Here is a 700-nt window from a genome sequence, read left to right on the forward strand (position 1 = left end):
CGTGGGCGTGGAGGTTCTTGACCTTGATCCAGTCACGGCTGCGGCGACCGGGCAGATACATACTGGTCAACCGCTTCGCCACCACACCGTCGTACCCCTCCTGCCGGATGTAGTGCAACGCCTCACTGGCCATCGCCGGCCAGTACGGCGGCACCACCACATGCGGCCCCGACACCCCCAGATCATCCAGCAACGCCCGCCGCGCCGTATACGGCGAGTGCACCACCGGCTCCCCCAGATGCAGGATGTCGTACACCACCAACTGCGCCGGCATCACCTCCGCGGCCTCCGCCACCGCCGCCGGATGCCGCAGACTCATCCGCCGCTGCAACCGCTCCACCGACACCCCGCCATGCTTCCCCAACGCCACGATCTCCCCGTCCAGCACCCCCACCAGACCCGCCGGCAACAACCCCGGCAACCCCCGCAACTCCGGATACCCCGCCGTCACGTCCTGCCCGATCCCCGACACCAACCGCACCGCACCATCCCCCGGCAGATACACCAGCACCCGGGCACCGTTGAACAACGGCTCGAACCCGTACTCCGCCTCCGCCTCCGCCCCCGGCAACGGCCCCGCCACCGCCAGCATCGGCGACCACGCCGGCAACTCCACCCGGACAACAGCATCCGCAGGAACGCGCGTACTCATATACACCAGCATCCCCCCACACCCCCCGACCGGCGAATCAGACACCGC

The 700-nt window shown here is 69.0% G+C and carries 1 protein-coding gene; it reads right to left on the reverse strand.

Features of this window, described 5'->3' with window-relative positions; all coding sequences use genetic code 11:
• Nucleotides 1-652, reverse strand: a 652-nt coding sequence (locus tag AC3EUJ_RS37215; RefSeq protein WP_431969433.1) for an ATP-dependent DNA ligase, incomplete at its 3' end; no start/stop codon positions are given.
• Between the last annotated feature and the right edge of the window lie 48 nt (nt 653-700).

The sequence above is a fragment of the Actinacidiphila sp. bgisy160 genome (assembly GCF_057707815.1).